The organism is Mesorhizobium sp. M0815, assembly GCF_040319995.1.
Taxonomy (GTDB): domain Bacteria; phylum Pseudomonadota; class Alphaproteobacteria; order Rhizobiales; family Rhizobiaceae; genus Mesorhizobium.
This window is the reverse complement of sequence record NZ_JAMYOU010000005.1, coordinates 47,576-66,424: the sequence shown is the minus strand read 5'-3', so window position 1 is coordinate 66,424 and position 18,849 is coordinate 47,576. Positions and strand designations below refer to the sequence as shown.

Genomic DNA, 18,849 nt, shown 5'->3' with positions numbered 1-18,849 from the left:
CAGCTTAAATCGATCCGCTGGCCACCCCGCAGAGCAAGCCGAGGATCGAGCATGCGGCGAGCACTGGGATCATACCGATCTTGAAACGGAATACCGCCAGCAGCGCCCCGAGCGTCAGCACCAGAGACGGCAGGTTGATGGAGTTGAACACGGGAACGTCCAGCGTCATGCCCAGCCAGCTGACCTCACGCAGCTCGCGAAACAGCACGTGAAGCGCGAACCACACCGCCAGGTTCAAGATCACGCCGACCACCGCCGCCGTGATGGCAGACAATGCTGCTGACAAGGCCTTGTTGCTGCGCATTGTTTCCATGAACGGCGCGCCGAGGAAGATCCACAGGAAACAGGGGACGAAGGTCACCCACGTCGTGAGAAGACCGCCGAGCGTTCCGGCGACAAGGGAGTTGAGTACGCCCGGCGCCCGATAGGCTCCCATGAAGCCGACGAACTGGGTGACCATGATCAGCGGACCGGGCGTCGTCTCGGCCATGCCGAGGCCATCCAGCATTTCTCCAGGCTTCAGCCAGCCATAGTGATCCACGCCCTGTTGCGCGACATAGGCAAGCACCGCATAGGCACCACCGAAGGTAACCATCGCCATCTTGGAGAAGAAGATCGCAATGTCGGTGAAGACATTGCCTTGCCCAAGAAACACCAGAAGTGCCAGGACCGGCACGAACCACAGCGCCAGAAAAACTGCCGCGATCTTCAGCGACCAACTGACGGACGGCCGGGCGTGCGCCGGCACCCCTTCGCCGAGCGCTGTATCGGCATCGGCGACCTGCTTGCCGCCGACCTTGCCATGTCCATTGCCCGACTGGAATGCAGCCCACCCAGCTCTTCCCCCCACGTAACCAATCACGCCCGCGATCAAGATGACCAGTGGAAACGGCGCATCGAAGAAAAAGAGAGCGATGAAGGCTGACGCCGCGAGCCCGACCATTACGTTGTTCTTGAGGGCCCGCCTGCCGATCCGCAAGACCGCCTCAAGCACGATCGCGAGGACCGCCGCCTTCAAACCGAAGAAGAGAGCCTGAACGGCGCCGACGTTGCCGAAGATGGCGTAAATCCAGCTGAGCGCCATGATGGCGACCGCGCCTGGCAACACGAACAGAATCCCGGCGACAAGGCCGCCTCTGGTCTTGTGCATGAGCCAGCCGATGTAGATGGCCAGCTGCTGCGCCTCCGGTCCGGGCAGCAGCGTGCAATAGTTCAGCGCATGCAGGAACCTGGTCTCGCCGATCCAGCGCTTTTCCTCGACTATGATGCGGTGCATCATGGCGATCTGGCCCGCCGGCCCGCCGAAGCTGAGCGCGGCCACTCGGGCCCACACCCGCGTGGCCTCAGCGAACGAAACGCCATGACCCGGCGTGTCGTTTGGTCGGTTTGGTGCTGTCACGGTGCTCTCTGCATTGGCCATCGTTAGATCCTCGGATCACCCGCGCTTCGAACGGAAATATCGATAGAGATTGTCGAACACCGAAGCGCCCTCGGCGATCCGTTGCTCGTCGCCCGCATTCGCCATGGCGATACCGGCGATCAGGCTGGCGATGCCGGTGGTTTCCTCGCGGCCGAACTTGCCGTCCTTGAGATCGATATCGTGGACGACCTCGGCGATGGCCTGCAGAGCCGTATCGGTAATGCCGGCGCGGGCCAGCAGTACCTCGAAGCTGCAGCGGTCGCCTTCATGGGTGATTTCGCCCTCAAACATGTCGAAGCGCAATTCCCCCTCGTTCGGCACGTATCCCTTGCCCGCCACGAATCGAATGATCGCATCGGCATCGATGAAGCGACGGATCAGCCAGCTGCAGGCGATCCGGTCGACATACACGTCCCGGCGCGTGACCCAAATCCGGCCCTTGAGCTCGCTCGGCTCGGCCGCCTTCTTCGGTTCCTTGGTCATGGCCTTGTCCTCTATAAGCTGTGCCTCGAGCTCGGCGATCAGTCCCTCGCTGGCGAGACGACCGTTGGCGCCGAAGAAGTCGATCGTCACGACGTCCGCGAGCCGCTTGCGCAAGCGGCCAAGTTGCGGACGCGCTTCCGCATGTTTTTCCGCTGTCGCGTCGGTCTTGATTGCTGCGGCCAGAGCGCGCGCTTCCTCGGCGATTTCCGCATAGTCGGCGTCACGGGCTGCGTCGAAGAGCGCCCTGACCCCGGCATCCGACAAACCATCCACAAGGCGCGCCTCGCACATCATGGCCTCGCCACCGCCTGCAACGATCTCCTTGAGAAGCCATTCGAAATCCTCCTGCATCTCGGCATTGGCCGGCAGGGCGTAAACGGTGCTTTTGACTGCTACCGCGCCGATGCCTTGCAACCGTCGCCAGACCTTCACCCGGAAGTAGGCGGGCTTGCTTGGCAGTTGATGGATCAGGAGCAGCCAGCGCTGCTCCTGCGATTGCCCCTCACTCATAAGTGAACCGTATCACGAACAAAGGTAAATGCAACACTTGTATCATTTCCCATTCAGGCATAGCGTTCGCCTCCTCACGGATGGGCCGTGCCGCAGAGTGGGGAAACCGATGCCACACCAGATCATGCCGCTGCCGTTCAAGCCGCCTCGCCTCGTCGGCCTCTCCGAGCGGCTGTTGGCAAGCCACTATGAAAACAATTACGGCGGTGCCGTTCGTCGCCTCAACGCAATCGAACAGCGGCTCGACGGACTCGACTGGGGCGCGGCGCCAGTCTTCGACATCAACGGTCTGAAGCGCGAGGAACTGGTCGCCGCCAATTCAGCGATCCTGCACGAGATCTATTTCGATGGGCTCGGTGGCTCCGGCGATGCCGGAGACGATCTCGCGGCTGCCCTGGAGCGCGACTTCGGCAGTGTGGCGGCCTGGCGCGCGAAGTTCATGGCTTGTGCGAAGGCGCAAGCTGGCGGTTCGGGATGGACCCTGCTGACCTGGTCGGAGCGCCGCGATCGGCTGACGATCCAATGGGCAGCGGATCACACCAACTGCCTTGCCGGCGGCATTCCGATCTTCGCGCTCGACATGCCACATGGATTTCGGCGCCAAGGCCGGCGCCTATGTCGATGCCTTCATGAAGAACATCCATTGGGAACGGGTCGCTGCCCGCCATCGCCGAGCCGTCACGCAGCGCGATCCTTCAGCAGGATCGGCATCGGACGAAAAGGTTCCAGCGATCGCGCCAGAGGAACTGCGTGCGCGTCTCGATCGAGGAGACGATCTCGTCGTGCTCGACGTCTGCCTGGCCGACGATCTGGCGAAACGCAGCGATATGGTGCCAGGGGCCAAAGTTCGCGCGCCCGAGACCATCGCCGATTGGGCCGATGAACTGCCGAAGGACAGGCCTGTCATCGTCTATTGCGTCTACGGCTTCCAGGTCAGCGGCGACGCCGTCGCCGAACTGCGCCGCCGCGGCGTCGATGCAAGTGCGCTTTCAGGCGGCATCGCCGCCTGGCATGCGATCGGCGCGCCAACCGTCCCTCTGGTGATGAGTGAAGAAAGGATTGCGTCATGAAATGGGTTACCCGAGAACGGCCTGTCATCGACCGCATCGCCTGCCCCTGGCTGATTGCGAGCTTTATCGACAAGGAACCGGAGTTCCTCTTCGCACCGCCCGATCAGGTGATCTCCGTTGCCCAGGAGACGGGCGCGACACCGTATGATGTGCCCGGCGTCGAATTCACGCATGTCGGTGACGGCTGCAGTTTCGACACCTTCGTCTCGAAATACGGCCTTGAGCGCGACCCAGCGATCGTGACCATTGCCGCAATCGTGCGCGGTGCTGACACGGACCGGCACGATCTCACGCCACAGTCGGCAGGGTTGCTCGCGATCTCCATGGGTTTGCGGGACCTGACGCCTGACGACCACGAGGTGCTGAAGCACGGCTTCGTCGTCTACGACGCGCTCTATGCCTGGGCCTCGCGCCGCAAGGGGGAGACGCACAGCTGGCCGCCGGCCTCGAAGCCAGCAGCCGCATAACGAATTGGGCAATGGGGGCAGATCACAAGGAGAAATCCCATGCATGCAAAACTCGTGACCGGAACAATGCTGATTGCGATGTCGGCGCTGCTCCAACCGGCATCGGCGGCACCCGATTGGCAAACAATCGCACAGGCGCTCGGCAAATCCGGAGCCCAAATGCCTGGCGGTGTCTACCGGGTCGGCTTGCCTCGAACGGACCTGAAGGTATCGCTCGATGGCATATCCCTGAAACCAGGATTTGCGCTTGGAGGCTGGATCGCGTTCGAACCCATGGGAGATCAGGCAATGGTCATGGGCGACATCGTTCTGACGCAGGACGAGGTGAATCCGGTCATGAAGAAGCTTGAAGAGGGTGGGATCGAAATCACCGGGTTGCACAACCACTTGCTGCGCGCGGAGCCGATGACACTCTACATGCACGCCTTCGGCCAAGGCGACCCAGTTGCGCTCGCAACAGCGCTTCATGCCGGATTGGCGCTGAGCAAAACACCGATGGGAGGCGGCGCCCAGCCGCAAACCGCTCCGCAGATCGAGTTCGACGCCGCCGGTGTCGACCAAACCATGGGCTACAAGGGTAAGGCCAATGGTGCGGTCTACCAATTCACCATTCCGCGCGCCGAGCCGGTCGAGGAAAATGGAATGGAAGTGCAGGCGGCCATGGGCTCGGCAATAGCGATCAATTTCCAATCGACAGGTGGCGGCAAGGCGGCGATCACGGGTGATTTTGTGCTGACGGCAAAGGAGGTCGATCCGGTTATCAAAGCCATGCAGCACGACGGCATCGAGATCACCGCGCTGCATAGCCACATGCTCGATGAGCAGCCCCGGCTCTTCTTCATGCATTTCTGGGCGAACGACGATGCGCAGAAGCTGGCGAAAGGTCTGCGCGCAGCCCTCGACAAAGTTGCGGTCAAGAAGAGCTAGGTCGGCCTCTGGCGAGTTGCAACGCGGCTCGGGCAAACGGTCACGCTGAGTTCGGACGGATGGCGCTATTGCGCCGTCCAGCCCGCCATCCATCGGCAAGGTCCACGCTTTGCGTCCGGCTGTCTGCTTGAGCGTCTTTCAACGCGCAGAGATTTGCCAGACGGCTACACCGGCAAGAATAAGGCCGGCAATGCCTTCGATGGACCGCGAAATGACATCGAACAAGCGTGGCCGGCTGTCGAAAAAATGCACCAGACGCTCCCGAAACAGGATCGACAACACCGCCACGCAAGACAGCGTCAGCGCCACCCCGACCATCATGGTGATCGCGAAGAGAATGCCGGCGACCGGAACGCCCCTGGAGATAGCGAAGGTCATCGCAAAGAGCGTGAGCGGGCATGGAATCAAGCCAGCCATGACCCCCACCGCCTCGCCTTCGTGCTTGTGGTGATGATGGCCATGGCGGAAGGCACGCCAGATCATCCAGACACCGATCAGGCCAAGCAGGCCGCGACTGACGTCTTCCAGTAGCGGCGCACGGCCAACACTGCCCAGGGCAATGGACACCAACGGCAACGAAAGCGCCGCGATCAGCACGGCAATCGTCACATGCGTGAAGGAAAGTGTCAGCGACACCAGAAGCCCACGCCGGACACTGACATCCGATCCTGCGAGATACGTGGCAAGCACGGCTTTGCTATGTCCTGGCGTCAGGGCATGCGCCGCGCCGAACAGAACGCCCATCGGCAGAAACGCCGTGAAGGCCAGCCAGCCGCCGCCGGCCGAGAGCAGCTTGATCTGCTCTCCCAGCGCCAGATAGATCGTACGCTGGAATTCGATTAGGGTTTGGAACATCATGCTGGAACCGGCCTCATCCGCAGGTCAATTCAAAGCGCATGGCGAAGACTCACTTCGGGTTTCCTGTTCAGGCAGGACAGCTGCCATTGCAAGCAGGCCGAATTGGGACGTGCCAACGCCCATATGTGATTGTTCGCCTCAGAACGGGTCGCCATTCAGCCAGTGCCTGAGCATGATCACGGCGATGCCGGCGACGCCTGGCCTGGCTGGTCCTTATTCGTCGTGGCGCGAATGTAGTTCAGGTTCTTGGTGCCGACCGCGCCGATATCGCTGACCTGGAATCCGCTCTCGGTCAACAGCGAGGCGACCGAATGCATATCGACATGACCATGCTTGTGGAGCCTGGGTAATCTGGACACCGGCCTGCCGAAATCGATGAGCAACAGCCGGCCTGCCGGCTTCAAGACGCGTGCCGCCTCGCGGATGAAGGCCGATCGAACGGGCTTCGACAGGTGATGCAGCATCAGCGTGCCGACGACGATGTCGAATTGCGCGTCCTTGAAGGGAAGCTTCTGCGCCGTCCCGTTGACGAACGTCAGATCGAGACCGGACCGCTCGGCCTTGGCGCGCGCCCTCTCGATCATTTCGGCCGACGCATCGACGCCGGTGACGCTTCCGTCCGAACCGACCAGCCGCTTCGCGGCAATGGCAAGGGTGCCCGTTCCACAGCCGACATCGAGCATCGCTTCGCCGGGCTGGAGCTTTGCCGGGCGAAGCATGAACTCGCGAAAGCGGCCCTCGCGCCCGAAGGTCAGAATGCGCGCGAGCAAGTCATAGGCGGCCGCCCGGTGCAGGACGATGCCAATGCCCCTGTCGCTCGCGCTCTGCGCACCGTTGCCGACGAGCCCCCTGTGACGCAGGCTGCCCCACAGCGCCAGTCCCGCGATCACCGCGAGGACGAGTCCGTGGAATGCCGCCGTCCAAGCGCCAGCCTGAACATAGCCCATGCCCAATTTGGCGAGGACGAGGAAGCCGGCAACCAGCGACAGTTTGGCAAGCAGAACCAACGCTATCACCCTCTTGCGCGAATGCGGTCCGTTATTGGCGTGATGATCAGATGAATGCATGTCTGGCGACCTTCTGCTTCCTTGCGGCGTGCCCAAACCCGATTTGAGCTCCTGGACTTGGCGTACCATAATGGACACAATGTCTGGAAATGGTGTTGTCAGACACCGGACCGCCGAATGTCCGAAACCGGGCACTGTAGAGGGCCATGGCCATGAAAATCGAGCGTGCGGGCGAGCGGAACACGATCGATCGACGCGTCGCGCGGACGCGCGGCCTGCTGCAGGACGCGCTCATCGCCCTGATCCCGGAGCAGGGATATGCTGCCATCACCGTCGACGACATCTGCCAGAGGGCCAATGTCGGCAGGTCGACCTTCTATACCCACTATGCCGACAAGGATGCTCTGCGCAGCGCGACAATCGAGGCGCATCTGCGGTCGATTGGCCGCAGGCGCGAGGCGGCAAGCCAAGAAACAGGTAGCCGCCTGTTCGAGTTCAGCCTGCCCATGTTCGAGCACGCCCATGCATTCCGACCGCTTCACCACGCATTGCTTGCAAGCAGCGGCGATACGATCCACGACGAATTGCGTGAGCGTATCCGGCGAGCTGTCCGGGAAGAACTCGTCGAGAAACGGATCGGCGATCGCGTCATGCCCGCCGAGTTCGCCATTCAGTTCATCGCCGGCGCATTTCTTGCGATCCTCGCCTGGTGGGTCGCCACTGACGTGAGCCTTTCACCGGCACAGGCTGACGACCTGTTCCAGAGGATGGCGGGAAAAGGCATCGGCGCCCAGAGTATGCCAAGCTCCGATTCATGAACAGTGACTGGTTTTAGGGCAGCGAGCCTGATCGGCTAGAGTGCCGGCGTGGCAGCCGCCAGCGCGACGAACCGGCTCCCGTCAGCCGCATGTCAGTTCAAGGCGTGTCGCGAAAATCTTGCCTAGATTGGTCCCCGTCGGGTCACTGAAGAATGCGTCTGTCAGGCTCTTCTGGTTCTGCGCGATGGCCGTGTCCGGATCTGGACGCACGACCGCGCGCGAGCAGCCTTCAGGCAGGCCAGCCACAGCAATCTTGTCGTCGTCGGTAAAATCGATCGCCGTGTAGAAGGTCGGGTCGTAGACGCCGATGCTGACTTTTCCAGCAAGAGCCAACGGGTCCTTCGGCTGCGTTTCGAACTGGACGACGAGTTGATCGTTTTCATAGCTGACGCTGAATTTCGGCGGCGGCGCCATCGTCACGTCCTTGCCGTTCAAGGTCACCATCTGAAAATAGTTGTACTCGGCCAGCGACGCATGGATGGTGAGGGCGACTTCATCGAGTTCCTTGGCATCAAGGACAAGGTCGGAATTCTTGTCGAATTCCATCAGCACAGTGCTGGAAAAGAGGTCGTCGAAACGCCAGAGATGCCGAAGTGACTTGACCATCCTGTCTGGACCGACGGTCAGATCCAGCTTCGCTTCGGCAAACACATGCGGATGGGCGTTCGCCGCCCCGGCGGAAGCGAGCAACAGCGCGACGCCTGATACCATGCCTGTCAGTCGCATTTTCACTCGCACTTCATCGTTTCCGGTCAGGCAGCACGTCTGGCATTGCAAGCAGGCCGAATTGGGACGTATCGATACCCTGTGCCGTCCATGCGCGTGACATACCGGAGCAGCTACCCAAAGTCGCCCTTCAGCCAGTGGTTGAGCATGATCACCGCGATGCCGGCAAGGATTGCCGGCGCTATCATCCAGATGATCCTTTGCCTATCGCTCAACTTCCTGCTCCGGATCGATGCCGAGGAATGTTTCCTACCGCGAGGTCCTTGCAAACGCAAAAAAAGTCCGCGTCTCCTACGAGAGACGGGCCATCGAGGATTGCGGACTGGAATTTCACACACCCTTGCTGCATATCGTCCGCATGGTCGAAAGACGCGGAATACTGGCATTTGTGGTTGGTGCTGTCGTCGGTTCGCTTGGCGGACTAATTGGCCTTGGCGGGGCAGAGTTCCGCCTTCCCTTCCTCATCGGGCTGTTCCGGTTTGCCGCTCTTGAAGCGGTAATTCTGAACAAGGCCACCAGTTTGGTGGTGGTTGCGTCTGCCCTGCCCTTCCGGGCCGCTACAGTGCCGCTAAGCGCCGTCGCGGCTCATTGGCCGGTCATTCTCAATCTGCTGGCGGGTAGCCTAGCCGGTGCCTGGTTCGGTGCGGGATGGGCAACAGGGCTCAAATCCGAAACGCTCTATAAGGTAATTGCCGCGCTACTGTTGCTTATCGCCCTCATCTTGGTCTTTGGCCACGATCAGAGCTTAACAAGCCTGCCGCCTTTCAGCGGGCCGGCCTTGATCATTGCCGGGATCATCATCGGGTTCGCCATTGGCGTCGTGGCGTCGCTGCTTGGTGTAGCCGGTGGGGAACTGCTTGTCCCCACGCTCGTCCTGCTTTTCGGGATCGACATCAAGCTTGCCGGGAGCATGTCGCTTGCGGTGAGCCTTCCGACGATGATGGTCGGTTTCACCCGCTATTCGCAGGACCAAAGCTTTGGCGTAATTGCGAGGAACAAATGGTTCGTGGTCCTGATTGCTGCGGGGTCGATTGTCGGGACATGGATCGGCGGCATGTTGTTGGGCATCGTGCCAGAGAAAGTGCTGCTGCCTCTGTTGGCTGCTATCCTCGTCATCTCGGCCTACAAGGTGTGGCGCCACGAGTAGCACCCTCGGAATCACTACCCTTGGTCGCCATCGGCCGCCTGTTCACCCCGATTAATCATCGGCTATCGAGCTTGCAATGATCATGCTCGACTTGATCCGGGACCTTGGCGACGTCAAATGGACGAGCTGCTTTCGATTGCCGGCAATCAATATGTAGAGTTTGGAGACGTGAGCCCCGTTTCTGTCCTCGCCGATTTTTTCGGCGTCCGTCCGGGCGAAAAAACGCTCCTCGAATGCCGCGCGGTCGACATCGAACAGCCTGATTGAGCAGGTTTGCACGGCCCTGCCGTTCAAGGTGGCTTTTGTCACCGCGATCATGGTTTTGGCCGGTAGGTCGTCGCCGGCCGCCACCCAACCCTGGAAGGCTTTTACGTCATCGACCGGAGCAAGCGCTGCGTCGCCGGACAGCGGTGTCCATCCACGCTTCTTTGCAACAGCGGCGGTTCGCTCGAAATCTGGCCCGTGCGCAAGACAAATCCCGTGAAAAGCTTCCAACGCCAGATCGACATTATCGGCATGCGCCAGCGGCGATGTCAGCCACATAGCTGCAAATGCCAGGACAAAACATGCCTTCGACATTCAGCGCGCCTCAGTCAGGAGAATGGGACAATCCACACGATCAAGATGGACCCTCTGGCAGCGTGGTCAAGAGGGGCTGCAACGACCATCCTTCAGATCACCGGGCGGTGGGCGCTATCTGCGAGGTGACAGGCGGCAACGCCGCCGTGGGGCACCATCCGCAAAATTGGTTCCTCGACCCGACAGATATCGATCGCCACGGGACAACGCGTGTTGAACCGGCACCCGGGAGGCGGCGCGCTTGGGCTCGGTGGATCGCCGGCGAGGATGATCCGGCGGCGCCCGGCTTCGATGCGGGGATCGGGAGAAGGAACAGCCGACAGCAGCGCCTGGCTGTAGGGGTGGGCCGGCTCGCGAAACAGCGGCCGGGTCACACCGGCTTCCGAAATGCGGCCGAGATACATCACTGTCACGTTCGAGCAGACTTCGCGCACGATCGCCAAGTCATGCGCGACAATGACGATGGTCAGACCAAGCTGCTTCTGCAACGACGTAAACAGGTTGACGATCTGCGCCCGGATCGAAACGTCGAGCGCGCTGAGCGGTTCGTCGCAGACCAATATGGATGGTTTGAGGGCGAGTGCGCGCGCAATCGAAACGCGCTGGCGCTGGCCGCCGGAGAGCGACCTTGGCAAACGGTCAAGCACCGTCTGCGGCAGCGCCACCAGGTCCAGAAGCTCGGCGATGCGCTGGCGGCGCTCGGCCGATGAGCCGAGGCGGTGGATCTGCAGCGGCTCCTCAAGGGTCTGATAGACGGTCTGGCGGCGGCTCATCGATCCCAACGGATCCTGAAAGACGAACTGGACTTCGCGGCTAAACGACTTCCTATCCGATTTCAGCCATTCGGCGCGATCTCTTCCCCCAATCAGGACGGTGCCCTCGCTCTCTTTCTGCAAACCGACGATGGTGCGCGCCAGCGTGGTCTTGCCGCAGCCGGACTCGCCGACAATGCCGTGGAACGCTCCGCGCGCGACGGTCAGGTCTATGCCGTCGACCGCCCGCACCGCGCCGGTGCCCGAGCGGTTGGCGAAATGCACCTTCAGGCCCTTGACCTCGATCGCCGGGACATCAGACATGGACAGCAATCCCTTCTCGCCGAAGCACGACCGGGCAGGCCACGCGATGCGGATTTGCCGAGATCGATATCGTCTGAAGCGGAGGTCGGTGTTTTCGGCAACCGGGTTCGACCAATTCGCAGCGGTCGGCGAAACGGCAACCCGGCTCCAGCCTGATCTGGCTTGGCGGCAGGCCCGGTATCTCGCGCGTAGCCACATTGTCGTCAGCACGAAAATCCGGCACCGATGCGAGCAGCCCGCGCGTATAGGGATGGACCGGCTGGGTCAGCACATCCATCGCCGTCCCCTCCTCTGCCACCTGTCCGGCGTAAAGCACGATGACGCGGTCGGCGACGGAAGCAACCACGCCGATGTCGTGCGTGATCAGCACGACCGCGATGCCGTCCTCGCGCTGAATCTGGCGAATGAGCTCCAGAATTTGCGCCTGGACGGTGGCGTCCAGCGCCGTTGTCGGCTCGTCGGCAATCAGCACGCGCGGGCGGGCCGCCAGCGCCAGCGCGATCATCGCGCGTTGCAGCATGCCGCCAGACATTTCATGCGGATAGCGGTTGTAGCGATCCTCAGGGTCCGGAATGCCGGAGCGTGCCAGAAGCGAAACCGCTTGCTTGCGCGCAGCCTCGCGCGACAGGCCGGCGAAACGGCGCGCCTGCCGGGCCAACTGCGGGCCGATTTTCAGCATCGGGTTCAGCGCGCTCATCGGGTCCTGGAAAATCACGCCGAAATAGCGTCCGCGCAGATCCGACAATTGCCGGGAACCGATGCTGAGCAGTTCGCTTCCGTCGGCTCGCGCCGAACCCCTCATGTCCACCGTCACACCCTCGGGCAGCAGGCCGAGGGGGCCGAGCGTCATGACGGTCTTTCCCGAACCGCTTTCGCCGACGACCGCGACCGTTTCTCCAGGACGGACGTTGAACGACACCCCGTCTACCGCCCGCACCGAAACGGTGGTGGCGTAGAGATCGATGACCAAGTTCTCGATCGAGTAGATCGGCTGATCGTCGCTCATGAGGTCGTTCCCGTTTCGACGGCATTGCGCTCGGCTTCTTCGCGAGCGCGCGCCCTTCGACGTTTGCGCAACGTCGCGCCGCGAACTGGCCGTGGCACCTTTTGCAGCGCGAAGGCTTCGCCAAGCAGATTGAAGCTGACGACGACAAGTGTCAGTGCGAGGCCGGGCAGCACGACAAGGCGTGGAACCTCCTCGATGTAGCTCATGCCGTCGACGAGCATCTGGCCCCATTCCGGTGTCGGGGGTGCGACGCCAAGCCCAAGAAAGCTGAGCGTCGCGATGGCCAGTACAAGCGCGCCGGCGTCGGCGCTTGCATAGACGACGACCAGTGCAAGTACATGCGGCAGGATATGGCGGACAAAGATCCAGAGATGGCCAGCGCCCATGACCCTGGCCGCCTCGATATAAGGCTGCTGCAACTCGGCGGTGACGACGGCGCGGCTCATGCGGGCATAGTTCGCCCACCACGCCAAGGTGAGCGCTGTGATCATCGACCAATAGCCGGTGCCCAGAATGCCGATCAGCGCCAGCGCGATCACCAGGCTCGGAAGCGCCAGCGCAATATCGATTAGGCTGATCAGGACAAGCTCGACACGTCCCCCGACGTAGCCAGCAAAGGAGCCGATCGTCACGCCGATCGCCAGTGCGGCGACGAGCACGATGACCATGGCCACCAGGGAAATGCGCGCGCCACCGACGATGCGGCTCAAAACGTCACGGCCGAGATAGTCGGTGCCGAGCCAGTGGCTCCAGCTCACGCCCTCCAGTGTCGCCGAATAGTCCTGCGCGCTTGGATCGTAAGGCATGATTATCGGAGCGAAGATGCCGACCAGCACAAAGCCGATGACGGGGAGCAGCACCAGCCACGGCCAGTCCTTGATATTCCTGATTGCGGAAATGTTCATCGTCTCATGCTCCCCGCGCCCGGCGCATTCGCGGATCCGCAACAATGCAGATCATGTCGACGATGAAATTGACCATGACGAAGAAGACGACAAACAGCAGCAGCACCGCCTGCATGCCGATGAAGTCGCGGAAACGGATCGCCTCGATGAAGAAAGCACCGACGCCGCGCAATGCAAACACCGTCTCGACGACGATCGATCCGATGATCATCAGCGTGAACTGCGCCCCGAATGTCGTCAGGAACGGAATGGCGATATTGGGGAGCGCCTCGCGCAGCAGCACCTGCGTTCTGGTGTAGCCCTTGGCGAATCCCGTCGTCGCGAACGGCCGCGACATCGCTTCCTGGAGGTTGACCCGAACGACGCGGCTCAGCACCGACGCCGGGAACAACGCGATCGTCACCCATGGCAGAAGCCATGAGGTGAAGCCGCTCGTACCGAAGGTTGGCACCCAGCCAAGCATCACCGAAAACACGATGACCAGCAGTGCCGCCACGAAGAAGTTTGGGGTCGACGCGCCGATCAAGGAAAATGCGTGCAGGAACCTGTCCATCACGCCGCCATTGCTGACGGCGCCGGCAATGCCAAGCGTGATCGACAGGATGAAGGCGAGAACGCCGCCGCCGGCAAGCAGAGCCGCCGTCATCGGAATGCGGGCGGCAAACTCCTGAGAAATCGGCTTTCCCGTTCGCAGCGAAATGCCGAAATCGCCAGCCAGCGCGCTGGCCAGCCAGCGTCCATAGCGGATCGGCAGCGGGTCGTGAAGGCCAAGCTCGTTGCCGATCTTGGTGATCATTTCGGCGTCCGCGCCGGGGCCCGCCGCACGCTCGGCAATCAGCGCCGCAACATTGCCCGGAGCGGCCGCAACCAGGGCGAATGTCAGCGCGGATGCCGCCAGGATCAAAAGGCAGGCAAGCAGCATCCGTCGCAGGATCGTGCGTTTCATCGTCAGGCCTCGCTTGGGCTCGAAGTCTTCAGGCCTTCAGCGTGATCGCCTTGAACGGCAGATCATAGTCGGTCGCCGGGAGCGAGAAATTCTCCGCGCGCGGATTGTGGGCCCACAGTCGCTGGCTGACGACGAGCGGACAGATGGCGGTGTTGTCGTAGAGCCAATCGTAGAGGGCCTGCATCTTCAGGTCGCGTTCGGCGCCGCTCGCCTCGAGCGCCGCCTTGACCACGCCGTCGAGCGCGTCGGAGACATAGATCTTGCCGTCAGGACCGCTGTCGGCGGTCGAGACGAAAGCATTGCCTAGCGTACCGTGCGGATCGTAGGGCGCTCCATAGGTGGTGAAGAAGGCCAGGTCATAGTCGAAGGCGGGACGCCGTTCATGCATGGTGGCATTGTCCACCGAGGACACCTGGACCTGGAAACCGACCTCGGACAACTGACCCTGGATCATTTCGGCGATGCGCCGCGACCCTGGCAGGGATTCTTCGGAAACCAGAAAGTCGACGGTCAGAGGAGAGCCAGCCTTGGTCCAGGCCCCGCCGCTGTCGACCCAGCCGCCATCGGCGAGGATCTTCTTGGCCGCCGCCACGTCGCGCACCGGCACGTCATGCCGCTTGCCCGACGAAGGCACATTCGCCGGGAACAGATCGGCGGCCGGATCGGCAAAGCCTTCGAACAGGACCTTGGCGATCGCCACCCGGTCGATCGACGCATAAACGGCGTCACGGACGGCCTTGTCGGCGATGATCTTCGATTTCGGCGAATAGCCGAGCAGCATCGTCGCGGTGCCCGGCTCGGCCACGACCTTCATGCCGTCGCTTTCCAGGGCACGGGCGCGGCGCGGCGATAGCGTCGCCACCCAGTCGCCACCGATGACATCGAGGTCGCCTGAGCGGAGGCCGTTGGCGCGAGCGAGTTCATCGGGAACCACCTTCAATTCCATGCGGCTGAAGAGGGGCTTCTCGCCCCAGTATTTGTCGTTGCGAACGAGGCTGGTGCCGCTCGAATCGTATTTTTCGACGATCCATGGACCGGTTCCGATCGGCGCGGTCTGCTTGCCATCCTTGTCGACTGCCTTGGGCGACAGGAAACGAACTGGGCGGACGATGGTGAGTTCAAGCAATGCGGCCGGCACCGGCCGCTTCAGCTTGACCGTCAGTTTGTTCGGCCCATCGGTGACGATGCTGTCGTACGCATCGGAGACGCCAATCCAGGAGAAGTCGCTCACCCCCATCCAGCGCTTGAGGTTCCATTCGGCTGCGGTGGAATCGAACGGTGTGCCGTCGCTGAAAGTCACGCCCTCGCGCAGATCGAAGGCGATCGACAGCTGATCGTCCGCGACGGTCCATTTGGTTGCAAGGCCCGGCTCCAGCGCGCCGTTCTGGCCATAATGGATCAGCGCATCGAAGACGATGGTGTAGGTGCTCAGCGTCGAAACGTTCTGCAGCAAATCGAGATCGCCGGTCTCCGCGGCGATGGCAATCTTCAGCGTGTCGTTGGTTTCGGAAAAGGCGCTGCGCGGAAAGGCGGCGACGAAGGCGAGGCCAGCGGTGGAGGCGAGAAAATTGCGGCGGTCGAGAGTGATCATTTTTCAGTTCCCCATTTTTGATTGATTTTGAATCATCCTAATTCGGATATGCGATATGTCTATACTTATTCGGTCTGCGTCGGCTCGAAAACAAGGTCAGAAGCGATGGTCACGGATATGTTGCCACGAGCTGCTACATCCAACTCAATGTCACCGCCGCGAGCGCTAGGTAGCGGCCAACCTTCGCGATCGTGACCATCGCAAGGAAGCTCCAGAATGGCTCCCGCAGCGCTCCCGCCACAACCGTCAGCGGATCGCCGACGAGAGGCAGCCAGCTCAACAGCAGCGACCATCGTCCATAGCGCCCGTACCATCGCGTCGCGCGCATCAGCGCGGAGGGCTTTACTGGGAACCATTTGCGGTCGCGAAGGCGCTCGATCCCCCGGCCGAGCCACCAGTTGACGATCGAGCCGAGCACATTGCCTGCGCTTGCGGAGGCGATGAGCAGAGCCGGAGCATAGCTTTCTGTCAGAAGCAGTCCCGCAAGAGCTGCCTCCGATTGCATCGGCAGAATGGTCGCCGCAGCGAATGCGGTCAGAAAGAGACCACAGTAGACGGCGAGCTCGCCAGGCATTTTGAGCGCTCAACTTGCTTTTGGCCATTTCGGATGCTGATCATCGACGACGTAGCCATGCGAATGCTCATAGCCCGCTTCCGACCATACCGCGTCGCCGATGTGCCGGTCGTCCTCGGGCAGATCGACATGCGTGTGCACAAGCACGTCGGGATCGTGTTTGGGCCACAGCCAGATCGCGGCAAGCAGTGCGGCGCCGCCGATGACGCCGAGCAGAATGAATGTGAAAGGCAATCCCATCGCCGCACCGACGCGACCGGCAATGGGATAGGTAATCAACCAGCAGGCATGCGAAAGCGCGAATTGGGCGGCAAACAGAGCGGGCCGGTCGACGGCATCGGCGGAACGCCTGATCAATCGGCCCGAAGGCGTCTGTGCCAGCGAATAGCCGAGCCCGAGCACGAACCAGAGCGCCAGCAGCAGATAGTAGCTGCCGGCGAGAGGTCCCATCAGCACGCCCACGACCAGAATCGCGGCGCCCGAGAGCATCGCAACCCGGTCTGGGACGTTCTCCAGCAGCCGCGGCAGGGCAAGGGCTGCAATCATCGATCCGCCGCCAAAGGCGGCGAGCGCCAACGCCGTGTCGCTTTGCGAAAGGCCGAACTGCGCCTGGACCAGGACGACCGTGTTGACGATAACCATGGCGCTTGCCGCAGCGACGGCAAGGTTAAGGGCCAGCAGGCCGCGCAATCGCGGCGTCGCCAGATAGAGGCGGATTCCACGCGTCGTGCGTTCATAGATGCCGCGCGGCTCCGAGGGTTGCGGGCTGGGCAGCACCACGGAGACGACCAGCGCCGCTGACGCCAGGAATCCGACAACCGTACCCGCGAACAGGCTATGGAAGCTTATGACTGAAAGCAGCGCCGCAGCGAGGATGGGACTGATGACGCTTTCCAGGTCGTAGGCCAGTCGCGAGAGCGACAGGGCCCGCGTATAGTCCTTTTCCTCGGGCAGCACGTCAGGAATTGAGGCCTGGAAGGTCGGGGTGAAGCCTGCTGACGCCGACTGCAGGATGAAGATGAGAAGATATACCTGCCAGACTTCGGTGACGAAAGGCAGGAACACGGCGACCGCGGCCCGGACGAGGTCGAGGGAAACCAGCATGGTCCGGCGTGGCAGGCGCTCCGCGAACGCGGCGGCGACAGGCGCCACGCCGACATAGGCGATCATCTTGATGGCGAGCGCCGTGCCGAGCACCGCGCCGGCATCGGCGCCGGCAAGATCATAGGCCAGCAGCCCGAGCGCCACGGTGGCAAGGCCAGTGCCGATCAGGGCGATGACCTGGGCCAGGAAGAGATGACGGTAGGTGCGATTGGCCAGGACCTGAAGCATATTTTGCCTTCTTGCAGCGGATTGGGGTTCGTCGAGCCAAGAATGTAGCGCGAACAGCCCGCCTGTCTCAGTGGTGGTGACCTTCGGGTTCAACCATCTTGAACGGCAGCACCTGCTCGCGACCATTCGCGGCCAGGATCAACCTCGCTTGGAACTCATGCGGCTCGGCCGGAGCAACCGTGCTCTCAAGCCGATGATGGTTGTCGGCGACGGCTTCGAGGCGAAGCGTCTCTGGCCCGTTGGGCCGGTCGATGATCACAGTCGCTGTCAAATCATCGGCGTGCCGTTCTATGGTCAGCCGCATGCGCTCGCCGGCCGCCGTGTCGACGATTTCCAACGTCCCTTCAGCCAGATCGCAGGCGACCTTGAAGGGCTCCGGCGCATGATGGTGAGCATGAGAGGGTTCCCTGCCAGTGACGGCCGGCCCGGCCGGACTCACCAGGCGGACATTGGCTTCCGCCAACGCCGGCAAGTGGGCGAACAGCTCCTCCTTGAGGGCTTCGGTTACGCCCAGCACGTTCTTGGCCGTCGCCGTCTCCGGAACACTGATGGCGACGTCGGCATGCAGACGATGTCCGATCCAGCGTGCCTGCACGCCTTCAACGCGCCCGATGCCCGACACGTGTTCGGCGGCATGATGGATTTCGTCGATGACGCCGGGCTCGACTCCGTCGAGCATGCGGGTCAATACGGCTTTCGACGACTGCCAGACGATGGCGAAGATCGCCACGGTGATCAGCAGCCCGACGATCGGATCGGCAAGCGGAAAGCCCAGCCAGACGCCGATAGCGCCCAGCACGACCGCCAGGCTGGTAAAGCCGTCGGTGCGCGCATGATAACCGTCGGCGATCAGTGCCGCGCTGTTGATCTCGCGGCCGACACGGATACGGAACACAGCGACGGCCTCGTTGCCTATGAAGCCTATGAGGCCGGCGATGGCGACCCAGCCAAGAAATGTGATGGGACGCGGATTGATCAGCCTGTCGATCGCCTCATAGCCGGCGACGATGGCGCTGAACAGGATGATGAGAACGATGACGATCCCAGCCAGATCCTCGACCCGGCCCAGCCCGTAGGTGAACGTCTTGCTCGGTTTGCGGCGGGCCAGCACGAACGCGATCCACAGCGGTATGGCAGTGGCCGCGTCGCCGACATTGTGGATCGTATCGGCCAGCAGCGCCACGCTGCCGGAGATGAACACGACCACAAGCTGGAGCGCTGCCGTGATGGCCAGAACGACGAATGACCATTTGATCGCCCAGATGCCGCGCGTCGTCGTGGCGATCGTCGGATCTATGACACCGTGTGTGTGGCCATGGCCACCATCATCGTGATCATGCCCGTGGCTGCCCATGCCATGCGTCATCGGGCCAAATCCAAACCAGTCGCGAACTTTGTCCATAATGG

At 62.0% G+C, this 18,849-nt stretch carries 19 protein-coding genes and 1 pseudogene; 6 read left to right on the top strand and 14 right to left on the bottom strand.

The features are described from left to right. Positions 1-4: 4 nt before the first annotated feature. Together chrA and NKI01_RS08335 are read right to left on the bottom strand one after the other, a co-directional pair. Positions 5-1,420: a chromate efflux transporter gene (chrA, locus tag NKI01_RS08340; RefSeq protein WP_352962747.1), complete on the bottom strand. Its 1,416-nt coding sequence runs from the start codon at positions 1,418-1,420 to the stop codon at positions 5-7. Between the two features lie 15 nt (positions 1,421-1,435). Then, positions 1,436-2,413 (bottom strand): chromate resistance protein ChrB domain-containing protein, encoded by a 978-nt coding sequence (locus tag NKI01_RS08335; protein ID WP_352962744.1) that lies wholly within the window; start codon positions 2,411-2,413, stop codon positions 1,436-1,438. A 28-nt stretch (positions 2,414-2,441) separates the two neighbouring features. Here NKI01_RS08335 and NKI01_RS08330 point away from each other — a divergent pair. The 4 genes and pseudogenes from NKI01_RS08330 to NKI01_RS08315 form a co-directional block, all read left to right on the top strand. Further along, positions 2,442-2,936 (top strand): annotated as a pseudogene (locus NKI01_RS08330) (Fe-Mn family superoxide dismutase); the annotation flags it as partial. Between the two features lie 64 nt (positions 2,937-3,000). Next, a complete protein-coding gene (locus NKI01_RS08325; protein ID WP_352962741.1) occupies positions 3,001-3,483 on the top strand; it encodes a rhodanese-like domain-containing protein in 483 nt (160 codons plus the stop codon). Next, positions 3,480-3,950, top strand: a complete 471-nt coding sequence (locus NKI01_RS08320; RefSeq protein ID WP_352962738.1) for a chromate resistance protein ChrB domain-containing protein — start codon at positions 3,480-3,482, stop codon at positions 3,948-3,950. Before NKI01_RS08325 ends, NKI01_RS08320 begins: the two co-directional genes overlap by 4 nt. Before the next feature lie 39 nt (positions 3,951-3,989). Next, the gene (locus NKI01_RS08315; protein ID WP_352962735.1) at positions 3,990-4,877 is read left to right on the top strand and encodes a DUF1259 domain-containing protein; all 888 of its coding nucleotides are present in this window, start codon (positions 3,990-3,992) and stop codon (positions 4,875-4,877) included. A 138-nt stretch (positions 4,878-5,015) separates the two neighbouring features. Here NKI01_RS08315 and NKI01_RS08310 read toward each other — a convergent pair whose 3' ends face one another. Beyond that, on the bottom strand, positions 5,016-5,732 hold the full coding sequence (locus NKI01_RS08310) for a HoxN/HupN/NixA family nickel/cobalt transporter (protein WP_352962901.1): 717 nt from the start codon (positions 5,730-5,732) through the stop codon (positions 5,016-5,018). Between the two features lie 179 nt (positions 5,733-5,911). Continuing rightward, complete coding sequence (locus tag NKI01_RS08305) at positions 5,912-6,802, bottom strand: class I SAM-dependent methyltransferase (RefSeq protein ID WP_352962732.1); 891 nt, start codon at positions 6,800-6,802, stop codon at positions 5,912-5,914. 146 nt (positions 6,803-6,948) lie between these two features. Between NKI01_RS08305 and NKI01_RS08300 the strand changes: the two genes are divergently transcribed. Then, complete coding sequence (locus NKI01_RS08300; RefSeq protein ID WP_352962729.1) at positions 6,949-7,560, top strand: TetR/AcrR family transcriptional regulator; 612 nt, start codon at positions 6,949-6,951, stop codon at positions 7,558-7,560. Positions 7,561-7,641: 81 nt separating this feature from the next. On the opposite strand, the gene NKI01_RS08295 is transcribed toward NKI01_RS08300, so the two are convergent. After that, on the bottom strand, positions 7,642-8,286 hold the full coding sequence (locus NKI01_RS08295; RefSeq protein WP_502899425.1) for a DUF1007 family protein: 645 nt from the start codon (positions 8,284-8,286) through the stop codon (positions 7,642-7,644). A gap of 358 nt (positions 8,287-8,644) precedes the next feature. Here NKI01_RS08295 and NKI01_RS08290 point away from each other — a divergent pair, with 358 nt between their 5' ends. Next, positions 8,645-9,433 (top strand): sulfite exporter TauE/SafE family protein, encoded by a 789-nt coding sequence (locus NKI01_RS08290; protein WP_352962898.1) that lies wholly within the window; start codon positions 8,645-8,647, stop codon positions 9,431-9,433. A gap of 51 nt (positions 9,434-9,484) precedes the next feature. Here the strand turns inward: NKI01_RS08290 and NKI01_RS08285 are convergent, their stop codons facing one another. From NKI01_RS08285 to NKI01_RS08245, 9 genes are all read right to left on the bottom strand, one after another. Continuing rightward, positions 9,485-10,012 (bottom strand): hypothetical protein, encoded by a 528-nt coding sequence (locus tag NKI01_RS08285; protein ID WP_352962726.1) that lies wholly within the window; start codon positions 10,010-10,012, stop codon positions 9,485-9,487. A gap of 92 nt (positions 10,013-10,104) precedes the next feature. After that, complete coding sequence (locus NKI01_RS08280; protein ID WP_352962723.1) at positions 10,105-11,088, bottom strand: ABC transporter ATP-binding protein; 984 nt, start codon at positions 11,086-11,088, stop codon at positions 10,105-10,107. Further along, the gene (locus tag NKI01_RS08275) at positions 11,081-12,094 is read right to left on the bottom strand and encodes an ABC transporter ATP-binding protein (protein ID WP_352962720.1); all 1,014 of its coding nucleotides are present in this window, start codon (positions 12,092-12,094) and stop codon (positions 11,081-11,083) included. The genes NKI01_RS08280 and NKI01_RS08275 overlap by 8 nt, the downstream gene beginning before the upstream one ends. Next, complete coding sequence (locus tag NKI01_RS08270; protein WP_352962717.1) at positions 12,091-12,999, bottom strand: ABC transporter permease; 909 nt, start codon at positions 12,997-12,999, stop codon at positions 12,091-12,093. Before NKI01_RS08270 ends, NKI01_RS08275 begins: the two co-directional genes overlap by 4 nt. Before the next feature lie 4 nt (positions 13,000-13,003). Further along, a complete protein-coding gene (locus NKI01_RS08265) occupies positions 13,004-13,945 on the bottom strand; it encodes an ABC transporter permease (RefSeq protein ID WP_352962714.1) in 942 nt (313 codons plus the stop codon). A 28-nt stretch (positions 13,946-13,973) separates the two neighbouring features. Beyond that, entirely contained in the window at positions 13,974-15,536 is a 1,563-nt protein-coding gene (locus NKI01_RS08260) for an ABC transporter substrate-binding protein (RefSeq protein WP_352962711.1), read from the bottom strand. Positions 15,537-15,669: 133 nt separating this feature from the next. Then, entirely contained in the window at positions 15,670-16,110 is a 441-nt protein-coding gene (locus tag NKI01_RS08255; protein WP_352962708.1) for a YqaA family protein, read from the bottom strand. A gap of 9 nt (positions 16,111-16,119) precedes the next feature. After that, positions 16,120-17,442, bottom strand: a complete 1,323-nt coding sequence (locus NKI01_RS08250; protein ID WP_352962705.1) for an MFS transporter — start codon at positions 17,440-17,442, stop codon at positions 16,120-16,122. Between the two features lie 67 nt (positions 17,443-17,509). Beyond that, positions 17,510-18,847 carry a cation diffusion facilitator family transporter gene (locus tag NKI01_RS08245; protein WP_352962896.1) on the bottom strand — a complete coding sequence of 446 codons (1,338 nt, stop codon included), beginning with the start codon at positions 18,845-18,847 and terminating at the stop codon, positions 17,510-17,512. Positions 18,848-18,849: the final 2 nt, after the last annotated feature.

What these genes read in the sequence shown, in the direction of transcription:
- NKI01_RS08295 (WP_502899425.1), bottom strand. Translation starts at nt 8,286, where the DNA reads ATGCGACTGACAGGCATGGTATCAGGCGTCGCGCTGTTGCTCGCTTCC.
- NKI01_RS08335 (WP_352962744.1), bottom strand. Translation starts at nt 2,413, where the DNA reads ATGAGTGAGGGGCAATCGCAGGAGCAGCGCTGGCTGCTCCTGATCCAT.
- NKI01_RS08310 (WP_352962901.1), bottom strand. Translation starts at nt 5,732, where the DNA reads ATGTTCCAAACCCTAATCGAATTCCAGCGTACGATCTATCTGGCGCTG.
- NKI01_RS08275 (WP_352962720.1), bottom strand. Translation starts at nt 12,094, where the DNA reads ATGAGCGACGATCAGCCGATCTACTCGATCGAGAACTTGGTCATCGAT.
- NKI01_RS08280 (WP_352962723.1), bottom strand. Translation starts at nt 11,088, where the DNA reads ATGTCTGATGTCCCGGCGATCGAGGTCAAGGGCCTGAAGGTGCATTTC.
- NKI01_RS08260 (WP_352962711.1), bottom strand. Translation starts at nt 15,536, where the DNA reads ATGATCACTCTCGACCGCCGCAATTTTCTCGCCTCCACCGCTGGCCTC.
- NKI01_RS08265 (WP_352962714.1), bottom strand. Translation starts at nt 13,945, where the DNA reads ATGAAACGCACGATCCTGCGACGGATGCTGCTTGCCTGCCTTTTGATC.
- NKI01_RS08305 (WP_352962732.1), bottom strand. Translation starts at nt 6,802, where the DNA reads ATGCATTCATCTGATCATCACGCCAATAACGGACCGCATTCGCGCAAG.
- NKI01_RS08290 (WP_352962898.1), top strand. Translation starts at nt 8,645, where the DNA reads ATGGTCGAAAGACGCGGAATACTGGCATTTGTGGTTGGTGCTGTCGTC.
- NKI01_RS08325 (WP_352962741.1), top strand. Translation starts at nt 3,001, where the DNA reads ATGGATTTCGGCGCCAAGGCCGGCGCCTATGTCGATGCCTTCATGAAG.
- NKI01_RS08270 (WP_352962717.1), bottom strand. Translation starts at nt 12,999, where the DNA reads ATGAACATTTCCGCAATCAGGAATATCAAGGACTGGCCGTGGCTGGTG.
- NKI01_RS08250 (WP_352962705.1), bottom strand. Translation starts at nt 17,442, where the DNA reads ATGCTTCAGGTCCTGGCCAATCGCACCTACCGTCATCTCTTCCTGGCC.
- NKI01_RS08255 (WP_352962708.1), bottom strand. Translation starts at nt 16,110, where the DNA reads ATGCCTGGCGAGCTCGCCGTCTACTGTGGTCTCTTTCTGACCGCATTC.
- NKI01_RS08315 (WP_352962735.1), top strand. Translation starts at nt 3,990, where the DNA reads ATGCATGCAAAACTCGTGACCGGAACAATGCTGATTGCGATGTCGGCG.
- NKI01_RS08320 (WP_352962738.1), top strand. Translation starts at nt 3,480, where the DNA reads ATGAAATGGGTTACCCGAGAACGGCCTGTCATCGACCGCATCGCCTGC.
- chrA (WP_352962747.1), bottom strand. Translation starts at nt 1,420, where the DNA reads ATGGCCAATGCAGAGAGCACCGTGACAGCACCAAACCGACCAAACGAC.
- NKI01_RS08300 (WP_352962729.1), top strand. Translation starts at nt 6,949, where the DNA reads ATGGCCATGAAAATCGAGCGTGCGGGCGAGCGGAACACGATCGATCGA.
- NKI01_RS08285 (WP_352962726.1), bottom strand. Translation starts at nt 10,012, where the DNA reads ATGTCGAAGGCATGTTTTGTCCTGGCATTTGCAGCTATGTGGCTGACA.